Origin of the sequence: Paenibacillus jiangxiensis (genome assembly GCF_046098255.1) — a bacterium.
Classification (GTDB): Bacteria; Bacillota; Bacilli; order Paenibacillales; family Paenibacillaceae; genus Paenibacillus; species Paenibacillus jiagnxiensis.
The window spans coordinates 52272-73066 of the sequence record NZ_JBJURI010000001.1; the positions used below are offsets into that span (position 1 = coordinate 52272).

13 protein-coding genes are annotated in these 20795 nt (G+C 51.6%); 2 read left to right on the forward strand and 11 right to left on the reverse strand.

Annotated features, from left to right (window positions below; genetic code table 11):
* Positions 1-6: 6 nt before the first annotated feature.
* Both ACI1P2_RS00265 and gltB read right to left on the reverse strand, forming a co-directional pair.
* Entirely contained in the window at positions 7-1653 is a 1647-nt protein-coding gene (locus tag ACI1P2_RS00265) for a sensor histidine kinase (protein WP_408976090.1), read from the reverse strand.
* Positions 1654-1979: 326 nt separating this feature from the next.
* On the reverse strand, positions 1980-6581 hold the full coding sequence (gene gltB, locus ACI1P2_RS00270) for a glutamate synthase large subunit (protein WP_355315760.1): 4602 nt from the start codon (positions 6579-6581) through the stop codon (positions 1980-1982).
* Between the two features lie 528 nt (positions 6582-7109).
* Between gltB and ACI1P2_RS00275 the strand changes: the two genes are divergently transcribed.
* Positions 7110-8114, forward strand: coding sequence for an MGDG synthase family glycosyltransferase (locus tag ACI1P2_RS00275; protein WP_355315762.1), 1005 nt, complete (start codon positions 7110-7112; stop codon positions 8112-8114).
* Positions 8115-8291: 177 nt separating this feature from the next.
* On the opposite strand, the gene ACI1P2_RS00280 is transcribed toward ACI1P2_RS00275, so the two are convergent.
* Positions 8292-9119, reverse strand: coding sequence for a cell wall hydrolase (locus ACI1P2_RS00280; RefSeq protein WP_355315764.1), 828 nt, complete (start codon positions 9117-9119; stop codon positions 8292-8294).
* A gap of 100 nt (positions 9120-9219) precedes the next feature.
* Positions 9220-9813, reverse strand: a complete 594-nt coding sequence (gene thpR / locus ACI1P2_RS00285; protein ID WP_355315766.1) for an RNA 2',3'-cyclic phosphodiesterase — start codon at positions 9811-9813, stop codon at positions 9220-9222.
* 281 nt (positions 9814-10094) lie between these two features.
* Here thpR and ACI1P2_RS00290 point away from each other — a divergent pair, with 281 nt between their 5' ends.
* Positions 10095-11054 (forward strand): D-2-hydroxyacid dehydrogenase, encoded by a 960-nt coding sequence (locus ACI1P2_RS00290; RefSeq protein WP_355315768.1) that lies wholly within the window; start codon positions 10095-10097, stop codon positions 11052-11054.
* A gap of 76 nt (positions 11055-11130) precedes the next feature.
* Here ACI1P2_RS00290 and ACI1P2_RS00295 read toward each other — a convergent pair whose 3' ends face one another.
* From ACI1P2_RS00295 to ACI1P2_RS00325, 7 genes are all read right to left on the reverse strand, one after another.
* Positions 11131-12054, reverse strand: a complete 924-nt coding sequence (locus tag ACI1P2_RS00295; protein WP_355315770.1) for a TRM11 family SAM-dependent methyltransferase — start codon at positions 12052-12054, stop codon at positions 11131-11133.
* Positions 12055-12089: 35 nt separating this feature from the next.
* Positions 12090-13976 carry a methyl-accepting chemotaxis protein gene (locus ACI1P2_RS00300; protein ID WP_355315772.1) on the reverse strand — a complete coding sequence of 629 codons (1887 nt, stop codon included), beginning with the start codon at positions 13974-13976 and terminating at the stop codon, positions 12090-12092.
* A gap of 252 nt (positions 13977-14228) precedes the next feature.
* Positions 14229-15167 (reverse strand): MsnO8 family LLM class oxidoreductase, encoded by a 939-nt coding sequence (locus ACI1P2_RS00305; RefSeq protein WP_355315774.1) that lies wholly within the window; start codon positions 15165-15167, stop codon positions 14229-14231.
* Positions 15168-15295: 128 nt separating this feature from the next.
* On the reverse strand, positions 15296-16711 hold the full coding sequence (locus ACI1P2_RS00310; RefSeq protein WP_355315776.1) for a deoxyguanosinetriphosphate triphosphohydrolase family protein: 1416 nt from the start codon (positions 16709-16711) through the stop codon (positions 15296-15298).
* A gap of 97 nt (positions 16712-16808) precedes the next feature.
* Positions 16809-17708 carry a nickel transporter permease gene (nikC, locus tag ACI1P2_RS00315; RefSeq protein WP_355315777.1) on the reverse strand — a complete coding sequence of 300 codons (900 nt, stop codon included), beginning with the start codon at positions 17706-17708 and terminating at the stop codon, positions 16809-16811.
* Between the two features lie 67 nt (positions 17709-17775).
* Positions 17776-18777: an ABC transporter permease gene (locus tag ACI1P2_RS00320; RefSeq protein ID WP_355315779.1), complete on the reverse strand. Its 1002-nt coding sequence runs from the start codon at positions 18775-18777 to the stop codon at positions 17776-17778.
* Positions 18778-18920: 143 nt separating this feature from the next.
* Positions 18921-20564 carry an ABC transporter substrate-binding protein gene (locus tag ACI1P2_RS00325; RefSeq protein ID WP_355315781.1) on the reverse strand — a complete coding sequence of 548 codons (1644 nt, stop codon included), beginning with the start codon at positions 20562-20564 and terminating at the stop codon, positions 18921-18923.
* Positions 20565-20795: the final 231 nt, after the last annotated feature.

Here is a 20795-nt window from a genome sequence, read left to right on the forward strand (position 1 = left end):
TTCAGTTCACTGCATTCGTTCGGCTGCCTGGACGGGAATCCTGATCACAATCTCGGTTCCTTTCCCGACTGCGCTGGAGACACTAAACTCACCTCCCAAAGAGCGTGCAAGATATTCCATATTTTCCATACCGAGTCCACCCTCTGCTCCAATCTCCTCCCCTCCTGCGGCAAGCTTTTCAGTCCTGAAGCCAATACCGTCGTCCATGATGGTTAACTCGATCTGCTGCAAGGTCAGCGCAAGATGAACTTGAATCTGTTTGGCATGACCGTGGCGGATCGCATTACCGGCAGATTCCGATATCATGCGAAACAGTGCTTTCTGGTATGAATAAGGCAGCGTGTATTGTTCTCCCGTGTTGTGCAGCTTGATCTGAACATTATTCAGCCTAGACAGCATATGTAAATGGCTCTTTACCGTTGCCATCCAGGTCGGTCCGCCGCTCTTCTTGGAGCTCAGACTATGAATGGCAAGCCTTAATTCCCGTACAGCCTGATTCGCCGACTCCTGAACCAATTCAATCTGCTCATCCACCTGGGCTTTGTCCAACTGATGCCACGTTTGCCGCAGCGAGTGAGTGGCATAAACAATTCCGAACAGACTTTGCGATACATTGTCATGCATTTCATTGGCAATCCGGTTCTGCTCATTCGTCACCAGCAGTTGGTTTTCGACTCGTTCAAGCTCATAACGTTCGAGGAAAATCGCGCTCAGCTCCGCAAGAAATATCAGCTGCTGCACGAGCCAGCGTCTTCTCTCCATTCCTTGCTCCGGGTCGAGCTTTATCCCGATCACCGCTGCGAACCGTGTCGTCATCGGCACCGTCATCATCAGAAAATCTCCCCATTCCGGGAAGCTTTTGAAGAAGGGATCCCGCTCAAACCGGAATTGCTCACGATGAGCAGCCAGCTTCTGGAACAGTTGCCGCTCTTCCTCCGCTGTCCAGCCCGTCTGGCTGCTCTCCGGCGCATCCTCGATTTCCCTGTTATCCAGCCAGAAGAAAGCTTTGCTCTGCTTGGTGAGCTTCACTGCATAGTCCGAAATGACCTGCCCCATGTTCATGGCTTTATTATGGCTTGCCGTTTCCATGATGTGATACAGCGATTTGATGTGGTCCATCGTTTCATTCGTGCGCTCGTTCGCTTTTATTAGCTCCCTCTTCATCGTGCCGATCACCTGCATGGCCATAGTGGTTAAGGCAAGCACCAGAATCATATTCATATTCTGGAGCAGCACATCGAGAAGGCTGAAACGGCTCACATTGAAGAAGGCATAACAAAGCGTAAGCTGGATGCCGATATAAGCTACAAGCAATGACCAGCAATACAGGGCGTTCAAATATACTCCGGCTGCCAGGATCGGATTTATGACGTACCATTTGTACGGGCTTCCCATCCCGCCGGTAAGGAACTGCAAAACTATGATGCCCACGGCTTCTGCGGCAATGAATAATTTCAGCACCGTCCCATGCTTGCGATATCTACGGTAAATGTACGTAAACACCGTCACAAAAAAGAACAACAAAAAAATCAATGCCAGCTTGTGACTGGGCGTGCCCGAGTCATTTAATGCATAAGCAAGTGATGTGAAGGCCCAGGATGCATACCTGTATATAAAGATCATCCTGCCTTCCGCTGTAGCCCTCGCTTTCATCCTTTCACCCTATTCTTTGATTAGTAGGGAAGATGAAACATCCGATGTGTTACAAAAATGATAACGAATAAAAAAAGAAATAACAAGTCATCTTGATTCTAGTAAACGTTTACATTGAAAATATTTTGGTATATTTTATGTCAAATTTCATGTTTCAGTAAACTTTAAACGGGGTAATGTCGCAATTTGTTGCAGCTGTCAATAGGATTTTTTTTCATTCTCCAAAAAAATAAACCTGCTGTCAGGAGACATATAAATCGTCCTGCAGCAGGTTATTTTTTTGTAATTATTTTTCCATTCCAAGGAAAGTGTGCTGTCGAATCAGGTCAGTTCGTGCCTGTGCGAGCAAGCTCACGCATGTTGGCTTCAAATGCGGCCAGCAGAGCCTCATCACCGGTCAAGCCGGCAGCTTCCACCTTCTCGATCTGCTCCAGCATCCGTTTATAATCTTTAGGGATGACACGGACAAAATGCTGAAGCGAAGCTTCCCAGTCCTGCAGAATACGCTGTCCCGCCTCACTGTCTGTATGGGCGACATGACGCTCGATCATACCGCGTAGGTCTGCAGCCTCAGCCGTATCTTCCACACGCTCAAGCAGCACCATCTCCAGATTGCAGCGATCAAGGAAAGAGCCCTCAGGATCATATACATAGGCAATACCGCCCGACATGCCTGCCGCAAAGTTGCGCCCTGTACCTCCAAGTACTACAACTCTGCCGCCGGTCATATATTCGCAGCCATGATCCCCTACGCCTTCAACAACAACCCTTGCTCCGGAATTCCTTACAGCGAAACGCTCACCGGCTATACCGCTGATATACGCTTCACCGCTGGTCGCTCCGTAGAAGGCCGTGTTGCCGATAATGATATTCTCTTCTGCTTTAAAGGTCGCCTTGGACGACTTCTTAACGATGATTTTACCGCCGGACAGACCTTTGCCCACATAGTCATTCGAATCGCCCTCAACCGTAATGGTAATACCCTTCGGAATGAACGCTCCGAGGCTTTGCCCCGCCGAACCGACAAAATGGAAGCGGATCGTGTCCTCAGGCAGGCCGGCAGCTCCATATTTACGCGTCACTTCACTGCCAAGTATGGTTCCAGCGGCACGGTTGACATTAGTGATTGGAAGTGTCGCTTCGACCGGAGTCTTATTCTCCAACGCCGGGGCCGCAATGGAAAGCAGCCGCTGTTGATCCAGCGTTTCCTCCAGACCATGGTTCTGGCGCTGCGTGCGGTACTGCTCACTTCCCTCCGGAAGCTCAGGCGTATGCAAGAGCAGACTCAGGTCCACACCGCTCTTCTTCCAATGCTCGTTCGCAGCGGCTGCATCCAGGCAGTCCGTACGTCCAACCATCTCCTGGATGGTGCGGAAACCGAGCTCAGCCATAATTTCACGTACATCTTCCGCCACAAAGCGCATAAAGTTAACGACATGCGCCGGATCTCCCATATAGTTCTTACGCAGCTGTGGATTCTGTGTAGCCACGCCTACAGGACATGTATCCATTTGGCACACACGCATCATGATGCAGCCGAGCGCAACCAGCGGCGCTGTAGAGAAGCCGTACTCTTCCGCACCGAGCAGGGCTGCTACGGCAAGATCGCGGCCTGAAAGCATTTTACCGTCCGTCTCAAGCACTACGCGGTCTCTCAGATTGTTCAGAATCAGCGTCTGATGCGCCTCGGCAAGACCTAGCTCCCACGGCATGCCCGCATGGCGGATGGAGCCCTGCGGAGATGCACCGGTACCGCCGTCATAACCGCTGATCAGAATGATATCCGCTCGGCCCTTGGCGACACCGGCCGCAATGGTGCCTACGCCCACTTCGGAAACGAGCTTCACGTTAATGTCGGCACGCGGATTTGCATTTTTCAGATCATAGATCAGTTCAGCCAGATCCTCGATGGAGTAGATGTCATGGTGCGGCGGCGGGGAAATGAGGCCCACGCCCGGTGTTGATCCGCGCACTTCCGCTACCCAAGGATATACTTTGCGCCCTGGAAGCTGTCCGCCTTCGCCCGGCTTGGCTCCCTGCGCCATTTTGATCTGAATTTCGTCAGCATTCACCAAATAATTCGAAGTTACCCCGAAACGGCCGGAAGCAACCTGCTTGATGGAGCTGCGGCGGGAATCACCGTTCGCGTCCGGCACGAAACGGGCCGGATCCTCGCCGCCTTCACCGGTATTGCTCTTGCCGCCGATACGGTTCATGGCGATCGCCAGGTCTTCATGAGCCTCCTTGCTGATGGAACCGAAGGACATGGCCCCTGTCTTGAAGCGGCGCATGATCGATTCGGCAGGCTCCACTTCTTCAAGCGGCACAGGTTTGCCGTTTGGTTTCAGCTTCAGCAGGGAGCGAAGCGTAAGCTTCTGCTCATTTTCGCCCTGAACGAGTTCCGCATATTTTTTGTACAGCTTATAATCGCCCGTACGTACCGCCTGCTGCAGCAGATGGATGGTCTGCGGATTGAACAGATGCTGCTCCCCGTCATTCCGCCACTGGTACTCACCGCCGGAATCCAGCACTTTATCGTTGCCGTCCTTGTTGGTAAAGGCACGGTTATGATGAGTCAGCACTTCCGCTGCAACCTCTTCAAGCCCGATGCCGCCAATGCGGGAAGGTGTCCACGTAAAGTATTTATCCACAAATTCCTTCTTCAGGCCAACGGCCTCAAAAATTTGCGCGCCCCGGTAGGACTGGATGGTGGAAATGCCCATCTTGGACAGAATTTTAACGACACCCTTGGTTGCCGCCTTAATGTAGTTCTTCACGGCCTTCTCATGCGAAACCCCGCGCAGCATTCCCTGCTGTATCATGTCGTCCAGCGTCTCGAACGCCAGATACGGATTGACGGCGCTCACGCCGTATCCAAGCAGCAGCGCATAATGATGGATATCGCGCGGTTCACCCGATTCAAGCAGAATGCTGACCTTGGTGCGCGTTCCGTTCTTGATCAGATGGTGATGAAGTCCGGCAACAGCAAGCAGCGCCGGAATGGCCGCATTCTCCGCATCCACGCCGCGGTCGGACAGAATGAGGATATTATGTCCCTTGGCAATGACGCGATCAGCCGACTCGAACAGCTCTTCCAGAGCTTTGCGCAGCCCTTCCGCTCCTTCCTTGGCCGGGAAGAAGATCGGAATAGTCATCGATTTGAAGCCAGGACGGTGAACATGGCGGATTTTGGCAAAATCTTCATTGGAAAGCACGGGAGTCTCCAGACGGATCTGGCGGCAGCTCTCCGGCTCCGGATGCAGCAGATTCCGTTCCGGCCCGATCGTCGTGCCGGTCGATGTAACGATTTCCTCACGGATGGCATCAATCGGCGGATTGGTTACTTGCGCAAACATCTGTTTAAAATAGTTATAGAGACGCTGTGGCTTATCGGACAACACGGCCAATGGAGCGTCATAGCCCATGGAACCGATCGGCTCCGCTCCTGTGGCGGCCATGGGCTCCAGCAGCTTGCGCAGCTCTTCGAACGTGTAGCCGAAGGAAAGCTGAAGCTGGTTCACATTATCATGCTTTGGATCCGGCAGCTCTGGCGAGTCAGGCAGCTCATTCAGATCGATGAGGTGCTCGTCAAGCCACTCCTGATAAGGCTGCTCGGAAGCGATTTGCGCCTTGACCTCCTCATCGGAAACAATGCGCCCTTCCTTCGTATCGACCAGCAGCATCCGTCCCGGACGAAGCCTATCCTTATACTCCACATTTTCCGGCGGGATGTCGAGCACGCCCGCTTCGGAGGAGAGCACAATCAGATCGTCCTTCGTTACATAATAACGTGCAGGACGAAGTCCGTTGCGGTCCAGAATGGCGCCGATCTGAATGCCGTCCGTAAATGCCATTGCAGCCGGTCCGTCCCAAGGCTCCATTAATGTGCTGTGATATTCGTAAAATGCTCTCTTCGCCGGGTCCATGCTGTCATGGTTGTTCCACGGCTCAGGAACCATCATCATGGCTACATGAGGCAGCGAACGGCCGCTCAGGTACAAAAATTCCAGTGTATTATCAAACATGGCCGTATCTGAGCCATCCGGGTTGATGACCGGCTTGACCTTCTCCATGTCCTCACCGAACAGCTCGCTCCGGAACTGTGTCTGGCGGGCATGCATCCAGTTTACGTTGCCGCGCATCGTGTTGATCTCGCCGTTGTGGATCATGAAACGGTACGGGTGCGCGCGCTCCCAGCTTGGAAACGTATTGGTGCTGAAGCGGGAATGGATCAGGGCTATGGCCGAAGTTACCCGGCTATCGCGCAAATCCAGATAGAACTGGCCAACCTGGGCTGTGGTCAGCATCCCTTTGTATACGACCTTCCGGCAGGAGAGACTTGAAATATAGAATGTTTCACCATGCTCTTCGTTCTCGCTGTAGCGAATGGCAAGTTCAGCACGTTTACGGATGACATACAGCTTCCGTTCAAAGGAGAGTTCATCCTCAAAATCAGCGCTGCTGCCGATGAATACCTGACGCACATGCGGCTTGGCAGCCTTGGCTGATTTGCCCAGCATGCTGTCGTCCGTCGGCACGTCACGGAATCCCAGCAGCTGCTGGCCTTCCTCGGCAATAATGCTCTTCAGCACTTCTTCGTGGCCTGCACGTACAGAGACGTCCGTAGACATGAACAGCATGCCGACGCCATAACGTCCGGCCGCCGGAAGCGCAAAGCCGAGCTCTGCCGCTTCTTCCGAAAAGAATGCATGCGAAATCTGCAGCATAATACCGGCACCATCGCCGGAATTTGGCTCGCTTCCTTGACCGCCGCGGTGCTCCATATTCTCAAGCATGGTAAGCGCCTGGCTTACAATCTCGTGCGAAGCCTTGCCCTTGATATGTGCGACAAAGCCCATCCCGCAGGCATCTTTTTCAAATTGCGGATCATAAAGCCCTTGTTTTGGGGGGAGTCCTGTCTGTCTCATAGAACGCAACCTTTCTGTATTGAACTCATAAAGCCGGGACCTGCCCGGTATGGGACCTGAAGACGGTGGCGACAAACTAACATTCAGCAGGAGCTGAAAATGGGGGTACGACGAAACGCCGCCTCTTGGACACCAAGGGCGCGGCGCCTGACAGATTGAATGCGGGTCAAAGCGGCGGAGACCGCTTTAATAGAATGCAAATTCAATAAATATGCACTTCACGCTTTTGATATAGATTAGTTCTATCATTTTAACATCGACATAACGCGTTAGCAATTCAAAGTTTTTATGATTGTGATAACAAATTTTTGGAAGCAAAGCTTTACCGCAACAGCGCGACAACTGAAGAAAGATATGTATAAATATACGACAAAATGAAAGTTTTATTTGTATTGCAGTGTTCAGCCGTTGATTCAAGGCTTCAAAGCCCTATTTCAGGCTCATAGATCCCTTAAGAAATTCATATTTTAAACTAACGATGAAACCAGGTTTCCAGCCTTCAAACGATCTCAAAAAGTAGGTGCTTTCATGTTATCCAAAAGATTCCTGATCTTGTCCGAAGGCTTCGGCACAGGCCATACCCGTGCAGCCGCTGCTCTCGCCGACGGTCTGCACCAATTGTACCCGGGTGTCAGCACACAGGTGATGGAGCTCGCTACAATGCTGAATCCTAAAATAGCTCCGGTCATCTTTTCTGCCTACCGCAAAACGGTATACACGCAGCCGAAAATGATCGGCAGACTGTACCGCAAGCAGTATCACAAGCAGCTGAACAAGCTGGCCCGCATCGTTTTGCACAAGCTTTTTTATACAAGAGCCGTAAGGGTGATCGGAGGCTGGGAGCCGGATGCGATTGTCTGCACCCACCCGTTCCCCAGCGCGGTCGTGGCACGGCTGAAAAAGCTCGGCTTGGATATCCCTCTCTATACCCTGATTACGGACTATGATGTCCATGGAGCCTGGGTCAGCCAGGAAGTGAATCAATACCTGGTTCCTTCACCTGAAGCCGGGAAAAAGCTCCAGGCCAGAGGTGTGGAGAGCAGCCGTATATCAGTCACAGGCATTCCCGTGCATCCCGATTTCTGGGATCATGGCGACAAGTCCGCGGCTCGTGCCCGCTTCGGCCTCCATGATATGCCTACAGCTCTTGTCATGGGCGGAGGCTGGGGCATTCCGCTTGAAGAGAGCATGATGAACGTGCTTGTTCAGATGCCGGATCAGCTTCAGGTCATTGTGTGTACAGGCAGCAACGACAAGCTGCTGTCCAAGCTTGCGGCAGCTTCGGCATTTCGGCACCCCCATATTCACGTGCTTGGCTTTACCCGCGAAATCAGCGCGCTGATGGATGCATCCGACCTGCTGATTACAAAGCCTGGCGGCATGACCTGCACGGAGGCGATGGCCAAAGGGCTTCCGATGCTGTTCACGTCCTCGCTTCCCGGTCAGGAAGAAGAGAATTGCGGATATTTTGAAAAAAAACGGCTGCGCCAAAACGGTGACCGGTCCTGCCCAGCTGGAGCAAAGTCTGCGTAATGCAATACATAATATTCATAAAAATAATGGCGATGCTCGTTACACTATGCAGTCTGCCGCGATGGAACTCAAATACGATCCGTTATGCTGTCCGGCAACCGTATTCCGTTTAACTACCGAATCCGCCTTTCATGGCCGGTCCGAACTCCGCTTGTCCGGTACGTGAAAGCTGTCTGCTCACTTGTAAAACGTATGCTGGCCTATCGTTTTCACTTTAGTGCGCGAGTGATGGACCGTAAGATCATCCGCTAAAGTCAGGGACAGAAAATAATAAGTATTATCCGGGACGGCTTTGTGCCCTTCAAGGGCTTCGTTGACTGCTTTCACAGTTTCCGCGTTCGGACGGACACGGTTAAGACGCCCGTTGGCTACCGGACTGAATTGGGCTTTTTGATAAATTACTTCGCGTATGGTATCTGGGAAATTGGCTGACCGCAGCCGGTTTAAGACAACGTTAGCAACTGCCACTTTGCCTTTGTACGGTTCGCCTTCTGCTTCCGCCATGACGATCTTTTGCAGCAGAAGCACTTCTTGCGCGGTGATGCTGTAACTCCATGTTGCCTTGGCCTGATCCGCCTGGGCCAACATGGCAGTCCGCGTAAAGAAGAGTTTTTTAGGAGGGGATTGGGATTGGATTTTAGCTTTGCTGACGGCTGGAGCAGCCTGTTTTGCAGCAGAGCGGGCGTTCTTCGCAGCTTGTGCCGCTTTTGCGTCCAGTGCCGCCTTTTCCGCGTGATTGTGCAGCAGAAGGGTGGGCATGACGCTTTTCAAGCTGTGCAATTTATTTATGGACGGGCCGGTTTGCTCCACAATATGCATGGGCCTAGACCTGTCCTGTCCCTGCTCAGTAGCTGCAGCAGCCGACGAATACAATGAATCGGCTGTATTTGCCGCAGTTCCAGTCTGTTTATTCTGACTTTCCACAACCACACTGATCCCCAATATACATACCATAAGCACGCTCATAAGAGGTGCGATCCAACGATGCTCTTTAATGATTTCCATTTTGTTCCTCCCGTTATTTAGGCACATTCTTCAGTTATGTAACCTAAAATCCACCTTTTGAATAACGCTGAATCATAGTATCACTAAGTTGACACCAATTTCAAGGCCGAGAATATGGAATCGGAAATGTTTGCAGAACTTCATACATCGGTTTCCTGCCAAATCTTGTCGCAAAAAGCATAAAATCGGCAACGGCCCAAGAGGTGTCACTCTCACCATTTTCATTGTCAGGCATGGGCTGTACGGGTTCGGAACCGGTGTATGTTCTTGCAATGGTGATGTGCGGGCTATAGGGTCGTTCCTCCGGTACGAAACCAAGCGGTATTGTGTGATCTACCACGGTTTTCTGCAGCAGCTTGAGCATATCCCGATCACCTTCAATTCCTCTCCAAAGCACCCTTGGGAAAGCTGGTCTCCCGAAGGTTCCCGCCCCGCCCAAACGAAGCTGGAACGAGCCGCATTCGGCTGCCGCCTCCTTCAGTGCCTCTGTTATGGATGGTATGGTTTTTATATCCACGTCACCCATAAATTGAAGAGTAATATGATAGTCGCGCGGATCGGTCCATGTGCGAAAGGATACATGCTGCTTTATGCCATCCCGCCAAACTTTTACCTGTTCCTGAAGATGTTGGGGAAGCCGAATGGCCGTAAACAGCCGCTCGCTTGCAGCGCTTTCTTTTCCGGATTTTGACATAAATTGCCGCCTCCTTTAACAAAAATTGATATGATTCATCATTCCACAAAGGCCAGTCATTCACACCCGTATTTACATTCCTGTGTGTAGAGCCCCCAATCACTGCTGATGGGAGAATTTGCTTCCAAATAAACGAACATATGTGCTATAATTTTGGCAATGCACTTGAAAACCGAATGTATCGTATCAGCAATTCGCATCATGATGACTCCATATCTGGTATCCTGATTATAGATGAAATTTGAATAACACAAAAAAGTACGCTCTGGAGGTAATGATTGATGGGCAAAATCGTTAGTATGCAAGTTCTGTCACCCGAACAGGAATCCCTTATCCGGGAAACGGCCCCAGGCTATGAGATTATTCAGGGAAAGGCCAAAGAAATCGATCCCGGTATCATCCGGCAGGCAGAAATTTTACTGGGCTGGTCCAAGCGATATGAAGAATCCGCGTTTGATCCGGAAAGCCCCCTTCGCTGGGTTCAGACCAGATCAGCAGGAATAGACATGCTGCCGCTGGAACATCTGGAAGACAACAATATTATGTTAACGAATGCCAGCGGCGTGCACGCCATCCCGATCACGGAAATGATCTTCGGGTTTCTGCTCTCCCATACCCGGTACATGCAAGCCTCCACGAAGCTGCAGCAGCAGCAGACATGGAAAAAGCCGGGCTACAACTCGCTTCAGGAACTGCACGGAAAGACGATCCTGATTGCCGGTGTGGGGGAAATTGGTACAGAAACCGCCCGTATCGCCAAAGCATTCGGTCTGAAAGTAACGGGAGTGCGCCGCTCCGGCAGGGACGTTCCCCATGTGGATCAGATGTACACAATGGACGGTCTGTTGGAAGCCGTGGCGGATGCGGATATCGTCGTGAATATTCTGCCGCTGACGGACGAGACGTTGCATATTTTTGATGAAAAGGTGTTTGCCGCTTTCAAGCGTGGCATGTTCTTTATCAATGTCGGACGCGGCCAGACGGTCAAAACCAGTGCCTTGATAGAAGCTCTGGAAAATGGCCAGGTTGCTTTCGCTGGCTTGGACGTCTTTGAGGAAGAGCCTCTGCCTGCCGACCATCCGCTTTGGACGATGGATAATGTGCTGATTACTCCGCATGTTGCGGGAGATACGGTACGTTATGATGAGCGCGTTTTTGATATTTTCCTGGACAATCTGAAAGCCTACACAGCCGGGCGTGAGCTTCCACGCAATTTGGTGGATTACAAAGTAAAATATTAAAGAAAAAGGAGCTCGTCCCGCTGCAGAAAATTCTGCTTCTGGGACGACTCCTTCATTAATAATGAGCTTGTCTGCTCTATCTGCAGATATAGATCTCCCTGACCATGCCGGCGCGCTCGCCTTTATATAACCTGCATTCCGCTTCAATCTGCCAGCCGGCAGCCAGCAGCGCCTCACGGATCGGTTCAATGCTTACGACAACGGCTTCGTCGGCAAACCTTCTGAGACTTGCCAGCATCTGCTCTCTCTCCGGTTGTGGCAACACCGAGCAAAGATTGTAGGGCATATCCAGGATAGCGGCATCATAATGCCCTGCCAGCAAATTCATATCTCCAAGCGTTACCAGCTTTTCCGGAAAACCATAATGGCGTAGATTCACACGTGCCCCTTTAACGGCCAGCGGATTCATGTCATTGCCACGGATGCTGATTCCGTTCATCAGCCCTTCGATCACTACATTTCCCATGCCGCAGCAGGGGTCGATCAGCTTCCTGCCCTCCGGATAGGGGGCAGCCAGATTCACAAGTGCTTTTGCCGCCAGCACGGGAAGACCTGTGGAATAATTTTGCGGCTTATGCCGGCGCTCCAGCCAGGAACGGCTGCTGTACACACATCGGCCCAGCAGCCATTGTCCTTGCAAGCGGACGATGCCAAAGACGATGTCGGGCTCCTTCATTTTGGCTTTGCCCCGGATATGCCGGCCAATTTCACGTTCAATCTCTCTTTGTCTTGTATAATCTTCTGTGCCTTCCCCTTCTTTGATAAAAGTTACTTTAAAAGTGGCTTCTCTCTCTACGGTCAATTCTGCTGCGGCAGCTGCCAGTTCCGCCAGATCCCCGGCCGCTGCCAGCACATCCAGCCTGAGCCGGATAAACGGGCTTACGTCCGGTTCAATCAGCCGGTTTGCCGCAACCAACGAGGGTGTAAGCGGCCGCGTATCAAACAACCGCAGCATTTCCAGCTCACACAACTCTCGTTCGGTCTCGTGGCATGTATACATATATACATGCCGAAACGGTTTGCTCAGCCCGCCGCTCATGATGTCTTCCGAATCTCGAATTGGGATACCGATTCCAGCAAAATATCCGACAGCTCCTTCAGCGAGCTGATGCTCTCCGTAACCGTTTCAATGTTGGATACCTGCTGCTGCACCGATGCTGATGTCTGTTCGGCCCCGGCGGCAGCCTGTTGGGAAACGGCGGAAATATTTTGACTCTGCTCGTTCATCTGTTCGCTGGCCTCCTGCATGCTCTGCAGATTGGAAGAGACCTGTGCGATAACCTCCACCATGGAGGCCACCGATTGATTAATATCCGTAAATGCCTGGCCGGTGATGCTCATCTGCTTGTTGCCCTCCTCTGTCTGCAGCACTCCAGCCTGCAGCAACTCTACGACTGCGCGCGAATCGTTCTGAATATCTGTAGTAATGCCCGTGATTTGGGATACCGCTTGCCGGACCGCTTCAGACAGGCTGCTTACCTCCTTGGCTACTACTGCAAAGCCGCGCCCGCTTTCCCCGGCTCTTGCCGCCTCAATCGCCGCATTGAGCGACAGCAAATTGGTCTGCTGGGCGATCTCGCGGATCGTCTGTACCAAACGATCGATGTTGCGGTTTTTGCGGTCCAGCTCCATTACCTTGTCCATGGAATCGGACACCAGACGGGAGATCACTGACATTTGGCTGACAGACTGGTCCATAGCGGCCTTGCCGACACTGCCTTTATGAAGCACAAGCTCGGAATTGCGCTGCAGTTCCTCTCCATGCCGCGCATGCTGCGTAATCCGCTCATTCAAATGCTCTACAGAAGCCGCAGAATCAGTAGCCGTCAGTGCCTGATCCTCGGCTCCCTTGGCCAACTCCGCCGCCGTAATGGCAATTTGCTCACTGCCCGCCTTTACTTCCAGGGCGGAAGCGGCCAGCTCGGCGGTGCGCTGATTCATTACCCCGGAAATATCATGGATACTTTGCACCATGGCTGTAAAGTTGCGCTTCATCAGATTCACTGACTCGGCAAGCTCTCCAATTTCGTCCTTATAGGCAACAGTTATATTGTCGCCGGTAAGATCCCCTTTGGCGATGACCTTAACATTGAAAGTGAATGTCCGTAATGGGGCAATCACACGTCTTGTAATTTGCCGGTTTGCCGCAACTGCCAAGGCAACAGCCAAAACTAGACAAATTCCTGTGATCGCCTGCGCCCAGACAAAGCTGCTGCGTGTTTCGCTTCCTGCCGCCGCAGCCTTCTCCCGATTCAATGAAACGAGATAATCCAGATCTCCCTCCATGGCGGTAAAAGCACTGGTGCCCTTGGATGCGACTTCCGCAGCCAGATCGCTTTGCCCATCATTGCTGAGATTGATCGCCTGCATGTTCAATTTAAGGTAATTATCCCATTTTTCATGAAGCGCCTGCAAATGCTCCGTCTCTCCGGGCGTCAGTGATCGCGCTTCAAGCCTCTTGAAGCTCTGCGCCGCCATCCGCACCATTTTATTGCGCTCTTCTTCAAGCAGACTCTTTTCACCGGGGTCGCCTGTGGAGAAATGACGGAAGCTTAAAGTTAATACATGCTCGGTGGCATATCGTATGCTGTTGACATCCTCCAGCACAGGCATTACGTTGTCCACAATGTTAGACGAATTTTGCTGCATTTTGTTCATTTGCAGCAGGGATACGACACCAAAGATCAGCAGATAGACAATCAGGCCGGCAAAAATAAAAGCTGTAAATTTACCGACACTCTTGTTGATCCCAAACCAAGTGTCAAACCGCAGCCCTTTGCCCGGTTCCGGACGTCCCTTCCTTTCCGGGAGCCTCACGACTTTGAACTTTTCTTTGATTTCAGACCACTTCACCAGTCGGTTTTTCCCATCCTGCTTCTTTGTGAGCTCTCCGCGTTTGTCCAAAAGTTTACGATTTTTCATCTTTTCAGACATCCCCCTTCATCCTACTCCTCTTCTATGTATGGTCTGTGAAGAAATCCTGACGTGAATCGCTGCCGGGATTATATACCTGTAAATGTGCGGGCTTATCCCTAGAACGAAGTCGGCTGCACAATTAAGTGTATATCTGTTTTTTCGGAAGTCCGGGAGTGTCTTTTTAGTTCTTTAGTCGTGAAAAAGATGAATTTTCGCTGTTTTTACGAAAATTTAACGGTTATACATGAAAATTTACTTTCATTCACGAAAATATTCTGACAAAAGACGGTAGCTTTTCAACCGCTCCTCATAATCCGCGATCTCTGTTACAAGCAAAAAATCATCGGTTTGCAGGTGCTGCTGCAGTTCACGGAGCTTGTCCCCCACTTGGGATGCGGACCCGATCAGCCAGCCGCCCCCTTTTCGCTCAGGTCCCGGCATCAGGTCCCCTTCCCGAATGCTGCGAGCCTGTTCTGCCAATTGGTATGCTGCTTCCTCGGTTTCCGCGCAAACGACACCAACCGCCACCATCGTTCGAGGGGCAGGCAGATTGGCCGAAGGCGAGAATGCTTCACGGTACGCCTCCAACATCTCGCGCCCATCCTGATCGCTCATAAACTGCCCGAATACATAACCAGTCCCGTAGCGGGCCGCATACTCTGCACCCTTCCTGTTAGTGCCCAGCATCCACAAGGATGGCGGAAGCTCGGGCACCGGCTGTGCAGTTACCGGCACATCGTCGTAACGATAGCTTCCCTCAAGCAGCTCCTTTAATGAAGCAATTGTTTCGGGCATCTTTGCCACCCGCTCCAGAAAGTTGCCGCTCAGCGCCATGGAGGCATGTGCTCCGCCGCCAGGCGCGCGCCCGATCCCAAGCTCCACGCGGCCTGGATAAAGAGCAGCCAGCAGGTTGAACCATTCCGCAACTTTAAGCGGGTTGTAATGCGGCAGCAGGATGGCCCCGGAACCGAGTTGAATGGAAGAGGTCACCGCGCCAATATGGGCAAGGAGCACCTCGGGGCTGGCGGAGGCAAGGCCTTTTATATCATGATGCTCGGAGGTCCAATAGCGGTGATAGCCCCAGGCTTCCGCCAGGCGTGCGAGTTCTCCCGCTCGGCGTACCGCTTCCTCGGCGCTGCTGCCGCCAAGCACCGGCACCAGATCCAGCACCCCCAATCGGATTGGCTGTTTTGTCATGTCAGATCCTCCAATCATTTTCTTAATGGTGTATCTTTCGCTCCAGCTTCTCATACGAAAAAAGCAGCCCCTCAGGACTGCTCCTTTACTTCAATATAATGCATCGGCTAATCCGCTTCAATCCGGCCTTAATCCAGATCATAGATGGACCCGACCTTCAATCCATATAATTCATTGTAGATTTTCTCCGCAAACGCATCCGTCATGCCGGCAATATAATCGATGATCATATGCTCCCATGTCCACATGGGCTGTGGCTTCGCCTGATCACGTTCAAAACGGAGCAGCCAGTCGCTCGGAACGATCGCTTTGGAGGTTTCCGGATCCACAAAGGCCTGCCACAAGCGCTTCAGCATCCATTCGCTTCGTTTTTGCAGCCGTTGCACCCTGAGATCGCGGATCATCGTAACCCAGGCAAAGCTCTTGAGCACACTCACTGTCCTGAGCATATCTACATCCTCAACGCCTTCATGGACAAAGGTCACCTTCTTCCAGTTCCCGTCATCAATGATGCCGAGGCTGTTCACAAAAAGGCTTACCCAATACGCCTTGACCTCGCGCCGGGTGCGGGAATAATCATTTTCGCAGAACGGCATTTTCGCATTCCACACCTTGAGAAATTCCTTGAGCACCGCTTCAACCTTAAGCGCAATCTGACCGGAAGTCCAGTCCTTCCAGAACGGGTCCTCCAGCGTGGTGATTTTTTCGGTAATGAGCTTATTCAATAAAGGGTCATACAAAAAATGCTCATGCACCTCAATTTTTCCTGCTTTGATGCCATCCTCCAGATCATGCGCGGAATAAGCAATATCATCGCACAGATCCATCAGCTGCGCCTCCAGCGTTTTTTTACCGTCCGGAATACCCCAGTCCCGGCGGATCGCCTCGATATATTGCCATTCATGGAGGTACATGCCCTTCTTGTTCACCGTTCCGGGATAAGGATATTTATTAATGCCCAGCAGCACCGCATCCGAAAGGTTCAGCCCGTCAATATCCTCCCGCTTCTCCAGAAACATGATCAGCCGGAAATTATGGGCATTGCCTTCAAAATGCTCATATTTGAGCCGCATCTCCTTATGAATCTCCAAAGCCGGCTCCGACAGAGGCGGAAGTCCAAGCGCGTCGGCTGCCTCCCTTGCCCGTTGCTTGACCAGTTGGTCCAGGATGCCATCCAGCACCTCCTCGCCCTTATGGCCGAAAGGAGGATGCCCGAAATCATGGGCAATGGCTGCGCATTCCACAACCTCGGAATCAATGACCAGCCCGGGATTATCCGCCTGTTCGAAAGCAGCATCAGGATATGCCCGGATCAGGCTGCGCGCCGCTTCACGGGCAATCTGCGCAACCTCCAGCGAATGGGTGAGCCGTGTCCGGTAATAATCGCCGGTGCCAGCACCGAATACCTGGGATTTGCCCTGCAGCCTGCGGAAGGTCGGCGAATGGATTAAACGTGAATAATCTCTTTCGTAAGCCGCACGGGAGGCATCGGAACGAATCTGCTCCGGATGCTGGCGGTGTTCTCTTTTAGCGGTCCATGTCATGCAATTTCACTCCCTACATAGTTGGAGTGATTATACACATTTTTGGCCTGTCGGAAAAGACAGTTATCCATTCATGACCTATAGGCGGATTACCCGCTCATTTCGGTTTCATGCGTGGATCCAGCACATCCCTTAATCCGTCCCCCAGCAGGTTGAAGCCGAGTACCGTCAGCATGATAGACAGCCCCGGAAAGACGACGGTCCACGGTGCGGTCTGGATAAACTGTCTGGAATCAGACAGCATTTTGCCCCATTCCGGCTCCGGCGGCTGTGCTCCCATGCCCAGAAAGCCCAGCGCGGCCGCCTCAATGATGGCCGTACCAATCCCGAGCGTTCCCTGTACAATGATGGGTGTCAGGCTGTTGGGCAAAATGTGCTTGATCAGAATCCGGGAGTTCTTGACCCCGATCGCCCGCGCCGCCGTAATATATTCCTCTGTTTTCAGACTGAGCACCTTGGAGCGCACCAAGCGCCCGTAGGTCGGCACGTTGACGATGGCAATCGCATACAGAGCATTCTCAAGTGACGGGCCCAGAATGGCGACGATGGCAATCGCCAGCAGGATGCCGGGGAAGGCCAGCAAAATGTCGAACAAACGGGAGATGAGCATATCCCACCATTTTCCGTAAAACCCGGCCAGAATGCCAAGCGTCGTCCCAAGAATAATCGAACCTACAACAGATAAAAAACCAACCCAAAGCGAGATACGCGCACCAAATAAAGTCCGTGTGAAAATATCCCGCCCCAGATCATCCGTACCAAACCAATGCTCGGCAGACGGCGCCTGCAGCCGATCTGTCAGTGACGGTTCCTTATAATCATAAGTGGATAACAAAGGCGCGATGATAGCGATGATGATGAATAAAATAATGATGGACAAGCCAACGACAGCTGTCTTGTTCCGCCGGAAGGCCTTCCAGGCATCCCGCCACGGTCCTGATGCCCGTTCTGCGGCCGGGATGCCTGCCTTTCGTGTGTTCATTGAAATTTGACTCATAATTTCCTCCTGCCTGTCATTGCCTCACCGGAGTGGCAGCCGTTTAAGATGGAGTTGCGCCGGATTATTAGTAACGTATGCGACGGTCGATCACGGCATACAACAGGTCGACAATAAGGTTGATAATGACGAACAAGAATGCGATAACGAGAATACCGCTTTGAATGACTGGATAGTCCCGCGAACTGATCGCATCATAAATATAACGGCCTACACCCGGCCATGCGAAGATCGTCTCTGTCAGTACCGCCCCGCCGAGAAGAGAACCTGTCTGCAGGCCGATGACAGTCAGCACCGGAATGGAAGCATTTTTAAGCGCATGCTTGTAGACCACGCGAAATGGCGCAAGCCCCTTGGCACGAGCTGTCCGGATATACTCGGAATTCATGACCTCAAGCATGCTGGAACGCGTCATTCTTGCAATGACGGCCATTGGAATTGTACCTAAAGCGATGCTCGGCAAAATTAAATACTTAATAACAGTCCAGATTTGGTCCCAACGTCCGGCAATAATGGCATCGATCACGGCCAAGTGCGTCACCGCCTCGATAGGGTCACGCGGATTCATGCGCCCGATGGAAGGAAGCCAGTGCAGCTTGTTGGCGAAAATCCACTGCTCCATGAGACCGAGCCAGAAGATCGGCATGGACACACCGACCAGCGCAACCACCATACTGGCATAATCAAACCAGGAATTTTGCTTCCAGGCGCTGATGATGCCTGCATTAACACCGACGATCAGCGCAAACAGCATGCTGGCTGCCGTCAATTCCAGTGTAGCCGCCAAATAAGGCAGCATTTCCCGGGCAATCGGCTCGCGCGTGCGGATGGAATCTCCCAAGTCCCCGCGCAGCAGTTCCCCTAAATAAGCTCCGTACTGCTGGAGCCACGGCTTGTCCAGTCCGAGCTGCTCCCGCAGCGCCTGCTTGGACTGCTCTGTGGCTTTATCCCCCAGAATCGTGTCCGCAGGATCACCTGGAATGGCATGAATGATGGAAAATACGATTAACGTCATGCCAAGCAGTACAGGGATAAGTACAGCTATTCTTTTAATAATGTATGCGCTCAAATCGATTCACCGCCCGCTTGCTGTGGGTATGAACATGGCGGCGGCTGCCCCGTACGGCCAACTTTCGACCGCGGAACACACCGCCGGATGTTCACTCATATTTGATATTTCTCAAAACTGCAAATGAGTCCATACACTTGACCTTATTCAAAATAAATGTTTGCGTAAGGCTCAGTACCTGTTGGCGAAGGCGTGTAGCCCTTCAGATCCGCTCTAGCGGCCATCAGTGGTGTTGTGTGCACCAGCGGAATCCAAGGAGCGTCTTTTTTGATAATTTCCTGTGACTTTTCATAAAGTGCAGCACGTTTATCCTGATCCGTCTCCTGCTGCGCTTCAACCAAAACCTTGTGCAGCTCTTCATTTACATAGAAGCTGCGGTTGTTGCCCGGAATGGTATCCTTGTCGAGCAGCGTATAAATGAAGTTGTCAGGGTCCCCGTTGTCACCCGTCCAGCCAAGCATGTAAATATCATCTTTCTCGCCGGCCTTGAGGTCATCAAGATAAGTCGCCCATTCAGGGGACTGAATGTTGACTTTCACACCGATTTTTTCAAAATCCGCCTGGATAGCTTCAGCTACTTTCTTGCCGTCAGGCATGTAAGGGCGGGAGACAGGCATCGCATAGAATGTCACTTCTTCAGGCAGGCCGTTTGGATAACCGGCTTCGGCCAGCAAGGACTTGGCTTTTTCCACATCGTATTCATAATCCTGGATGCTGTCGTTATAACCCCACAGCGTCGGCGGCATTGGGTTCTTCGCCGGAATTGCGCCGCCTCCGAAGAAGGCATCTACGAGCGCCTGTTTGTTCACCGCATGATTCAGCGCTTGTCTAACGAGCGGGTTATCAAACGGCTTTTTCTTAACGTTGAAGCCGATGTACGCCACATTGAAGGAAGGACGCTCGATCTTTTGCAGATTCGGGTTGCTTTCCAGCACCGCCAGATCATCCGCGTTCAGATCCTCCATAATATCAATCTCCCCGTTCTGCAGCGCGTTAAAGCGTGCAGTATTATCAGGGATGGAGCGAATGATGACTTTATCCAGCTTAGGCAATCCCTCTTGCCAGTAGTCGGGGTTCTTCTCCAGCGTGATGGAGTCATTGCGCTTCCATTCGACGAACTTGAATGGTCCAGTACCTACCGGCTCACTTTTGAAGTTCTCTTTCTTCTCTTCAATGGCCTTAGGGCTGCCGATACTGAAGGAAGTCATGGCGATATTTTGCAGGAACGGCGCTTGTGGCGCATTCAGTGTAAATTGAACAGTCAGATCATCGACTGCCTTAACTTCCTTGATCACCCTATTATCTGGTGAGCCGAACATGGAATCGTAATAGTCGAAAGAATCTCCTTCAAACTTGTACGGGCTGTTCGGATCGGACCAACGGTTGAAGTTGAATGCCACAGCGTCGGCATTGAAGTCCGTTCCATCATGGAATTTCACGCCAGCTTTTAATTTAAAAGTATAGACGAGGCCATCTGCGGAAACTTCATAGCTTTCAGCCAGTGAAGGTTTGACCGTTGTTGAACCTTCTTCATAAACAAGCAACGTATCGAATATCTGCTTCGAGACTTTCGAAGATTCGCCGTCTGTAGTGATCGACGGATCCAATGCCACAGAGTCGCCACCGCGGCCGAAAATCAGTGTATTATTTTTCGCCCCATCCCCTTGATCCGCAGGCGGATTGGCAGCCGGATCAGCGCTTTCCCCCGATCCTCCTCCGCAGCCGGCCAAAGCAATCACAGCCGCCAGCATCATAACAAACATGCTGTACCATCTTTTTTTGCCCATTCTGAAACCCCTCTCGATTTGTATGTTTATGTTATAAATGTGTTGTTACCGGATTGAATAAAAACTCTCTTTTTGGTAATCTAATACAGAAAATATTTGGTAAAAAAAGTATTAAACCCGTGTTAACGAAAATAGAGTTTAATAATTTTCATCAGGCAAAAGTCGATAAAATTCGTATGGAAGAAAAAACACAGGAAGTCGTCAAGTGTTATAATTAATAACATTATCTCG

What these genes read in the sequence shown, in the direction of transcription:
- ACI1P2_RS00265 (WP_408976090.1), bottom strand. Translation starts at nt 1,653, where the DNA reads ATGAAAGCGAGGGCTACAGCGGAAGGCAGGATGATCTTTATATACAGG.
- gltB (WP_355315760.1), bottom strand. Translation starts at nt 6,581, where the DNA reads ATGAGACAGACAGGACTCCCCCCAAAACAAGGGCTTTATGATCCGCAA.
- ACI1P2_RS00275 (WP_355315762.1), top strand. Translation starts at nt 7,110, where the DNA reads ATGTTATCCAAAAGATTCCTGATCTTGTCCGAAGGCTTCGGCACAGGC.
- ACI1P2_RS00280 (WP_355315764.1), bottom strand. Translation starts at nt 9,119, where the DNA reads ATGGAAATCATTAAAGAGCATCGTTGGATCGCACCTCTTATGAGCGTG.
- thpR (WP_355315766.1), bottom strand. Translation starts at nt 9,813, where the DNA reads ATGTCAAAATCCGGAAAAGAAAGCGCTGCAAGCGAGCGGCTGTTTACG.
- ACI1P2_RS00290 (WP_355315768.1), top strand. Translation starts at nt 10,095, where the DNA reads ATGGGCAAAATCGTTAGTATGCAAGTTCTGTCACCCGAACAGGAATCC.
- ACI1P2_RS00295 (WP_355315770.1), bottom strand. Translation starts at nt 12,054, where the DNA reads ATGTATACATGCCACGAGACCGAACGAGAGTTGTGTGAGCTGGAAATG.
- ACI1P2_RS00300 (WP_355315772.1), bottom strand. Translation starts at nt 13,976, where the DNA reads ATGAAAAATCGTAAACTTTTGGACAAACGCGGAGAGCTCACAAAGAAG.
- ACI1P2_RS00305 (WP_355315774.1), bottom strand. Translation starts at nt 15,167, where the DNA reads ATGACAAAACAGCCAATCCGATTGGGGGTGCTGGATCTGGTGCCGGTG.
- ACI1P2_RS00310 (WP_355315776.1), bottom strand. Translation starts at nt 16,711, where the DNA reads ATGACATGGACCGCTAAAAGAGAACACCGCCAGCATCCGGAGCAGATT.
- nikC (WP_355315777.1), bottom strand. Translation starts at nt 17,708, where the DNA reads ATGAGTCAAATTTCAATGAACACACGAAAGGCAGGCATCCCGGCCGCA.
- ACI1P2_RS00325 (WP_355315781.1), bottom strand. Translation starts at nt 20,564, where the DNA reads ATGGGCAAAAAAAGATGGTACAGCATGTTTGTTATGATGCTGGCGGCT.